The sequence below is a fragment of the Microcystis sp. M31BS1 genome (genome assembly GCF_020245285.1).
GTDB classification, from domain to species: Bacteria; Cyanobacteriota; Cyanobacteriia; order Cyanobacteriales; family Microcystaceae; genus Microcystis; species Microcystis panniformis.
In genome coordinates this window covers 1-3,297 of the sequence record NZ_JADBVE010000183.1, presented here as the reverse complement: position 1 = coordinate 3,297, position 3,297 = coordinate 1, and the positions used below count along the sequence as shown (strand labels likewise).

Here is a 3,297-nt window from a genome sequence, read left to right as displayed (position 1 = left end):
TCAATTGTCTATCTTTTGGTATTAACCTGTTTGTGCCTTAAGTCCTTCCCTGTATGGATTTCAGCTACTTTTGAGCGTAGGCGCTCTCATCGAATTTTATTTTAAGTTAATTATTTGCATAACAATTCCCGAAGAGCCTTTATTATTTTTGAAGAAAAACCTGATGAGTTGAACTTTGCTGGTCAGAACTTACAAAATCTATCATTCAAAAATAAGAACTTGACCGGTGCTAATTTTACAGGTGCTGATATTCGCGGTTGTTCATTTGAAGGATCAATTTTAGAAAATGCCAACTTTTCCTTGGTTAAAGCAGGTCGCAGTAATCAACAACTTTTCTATGCCATTCTCTGCATAGTAACTTTAATTATATCGAGTGCAAATATTTATTTTTTTGGCATTGAATATGTCAACAACTTAGTGATTTTTATCCTTCTATTAATAGCTGCTGTTTGGACGAATTTTACCAATTTATTGAGTTTAATCTTAATAAATTTAATGGTAATTTCAACTGACAAGAGAATTGATAGCATTAAAAAATCTAGCAATATTCAATCAACTTACCGTGCCTATACAGATCACTTTGGTAATAACTTTTTCTGGATGCCTTTTTGGTTAGTCTTAATGACTTTAACAGGAATAGAATCAATACGAAGATTTGTATATATCAGCACAAATGGAGTAATTATAAACATAAACACTATTTTCTTTTTAGTTCTTCTGGGTTTATTTATCTTCTTTTTATATCGCGTAGTAATTCTTGCTTTTCTTTCTCCTGTTGGATATAGCGGAACTTATTTTAATAAGGCTAATTTAAATCACGCCATTTTTAATCAGGCGAATTTGAAAGATTGCAACTTTACTCATGCCAATTTAGACAATTGTAACTTTGAAAGGGCAATCTTTATCCGTTCTAGATTTGAAAATACTAGCCTTGCTTACACTAATTGGGAAGCTGCCAAATTTAAAGGAAAATTAAATCATTTTTCTAGCTACTTAATTAATGATAAAGTAAGACGATTGCTTATTACTAGAAGTGGTAGAGATAGTAATTTTCAAGAAGCATATTTTGAACAAGTAGATTTGAGCAATGTTGATTTAAGTGGTTCTAACCTAAATAAGGCAAATTTCCAAAACGCGCTTTTGGCGGGAGCGAATCTTGCTAATGCTCAAGCTTTAGGAACGGATTTTACCGGAGTCATTATTAATAAGGACACTAATTTTGAAAATCTACGAATTGATTCAAAAACAAAATTTCCTGATGACTTTGCTGAAGATATTTTGGATAAATGTAGTGAAGATATTTTGGATAAATGTAGTATTGTAGAATTTCGGAATTTTAATTTTTCTGGGCGTAACTTACAAAATCTTTCGTTTAAAGATTTAGACTTGACCGGTGCTGATTTTTCGGGTGCTGATATTCGCGGTTGTTCATTTGAAGGAGCAATCTTAGAAAATGCAAATTTCTCCTCGGTGATAGCTGGTCTGAGTCGTAATCAATTTCTGTTATTGATCCTCTCTACAGTGATAACTATTATTTTAACTGGAAGTCTTGAATTATTGGCTATAGACTATGTTAACTCACATTTCAGTGTATTCTTACGACAATTTACGGGTATGATGGCAGTCCCTTTTATTTGGTTAACTCACTTGGTAGTTGGACTTATCGTTGTAGCAATTGCTGCTGGTATAAATCTTCTAATTTTATTTTTATTATGGCGACTAAAACAAAACCAAAGCAAAAGTCTTGAAATCCTTAATCTAAATCATTTTGGTGATATTGAAGCCGTTCAAATTTATAAGCCTTTTCACACTTTTATCTTATCCCTTTGTTGGGGATTAATGACGATATCAGCTATCGGCTCACTATTTTTCTTGATAAACTCTTATAGCTATACAACTGGAAATACCATTAATATAATTGTTTTATCACTTCTTTTAATTTCTTTTTTATTCTTTTTATTACTTGCAATTTTTGCAACTGTAACTTATACCGAAATAGGCTTTAATGGAACTTCATTCAATCATACTATTTTGAACAATTCCACATTTTATCAAGCTAATTTAGGATTATGTTATTTTGTTAATGCTAACTTAGACAACTGTAACTTTGAAAGAGCAAATTTTACCAGAGTTGATTTTACTGATTCGAGCCTTATCTATACCAACTGGAAAGGCATTAAAATTGGTGGTTTTAGTGAATATTATGGCTACCTAAAAAATGATAATATAAGACAACTTGTTGTCACTAGAAATGGCAGAGATAAAAATTACAGAGGATTAGATCTGACTCAGCTAGATTTACAAGGTGTAGATTTATCTGGTGCAGATCTGCGAAATGCTGACTTAAGTGGCTCTAATTTGAGAAATGCTAAACTTAATCGAGCTAATTTACAAAATGCTAAGGTTTTTGGGACTGATTTTTCAGAAGCTGTTATTAGTAATTGTAAACTCGAAAACTTACTTATTGATGATGATACTAAATTTCCAGATAATGTAAGAATACCCCATGATGATCAAACAAATAATTCCGTCAATTTAAGCAATCAGGTTCTTGATTTTTCCAATCGAACCTTACGCAATATATCCTATGTCGGGCAAAATCTTGAAGGAGCTAACTTCAGTAACTCTGTGATTATCAACTGTAATTTTAAAGATGCCAACTTAAGAAAATCGAATTTTTTGTCTGCTACAATAACAGTAAAATCTTATAGCTTAATTTATCATTTAACATGGTTACTCTATGGAGCTTTTATAGGCATACAAACATTTTTTAATCATCATTTTTTTGCACTAATTTTTTTAATTTTATCAATTTTTATAGCCCCGTTCATAACTTTTTTTTCTTATGGAAGAAACACTGAATTTCCTCTATTATACTTTATTTTGTCCGCAGCAATAATCAGTAATAAATGTTTGTATCTCGTGTTTAATTTTCAAATTCAGCACCTTTTTTCCTATATTGATTCTTTGTTGGTAATATTTTGTTGTGTGTTTTTTATTTTCTATGTTTATAAATTTTTGGAGAGAATTGGTGGGAATTTATTATTTGATTCTACTAATCTAGATGGTGCAAATTTTAGTAATTCCACTCTGCATAATTGTGATTTTAGAAATGCAACAATTGATCATATTGACTGGTCAGATGCTAAGTTTATTAACCTGACTGACGGACACATTTTTCAATACAAAGACAAGTACTGTTATGTGAAAGCCTCAAACTCCTGAATAAAAGAAAAGGTAATTTTGCCATAATAATCCTGACGAGCTTTGCGAGAAGAGCCAACAGGGAAAAGGGTC

Annotated in this window: 1 protein-coding gene; it reads left to right on the top strand. The window is 31.2% G+C overall.

Annotation, left to right across the window (positions count from 1 at the left end):
• The first annotated feature begins 114 nt into the window (after nt 1-114).
• Nucleotides 115-3,225, top strand: coding sequence for a pentapeptide repeat-containing protein (locus tag IM509_RS10695; RefSeq protein WP_287716913.1), 3,111 nt, complete (start codon nt 115-117; stop codon nt 3,223-3,225).
• Nucleotides 3,226-3,297 lie beyond the last annotated feature (72 nt).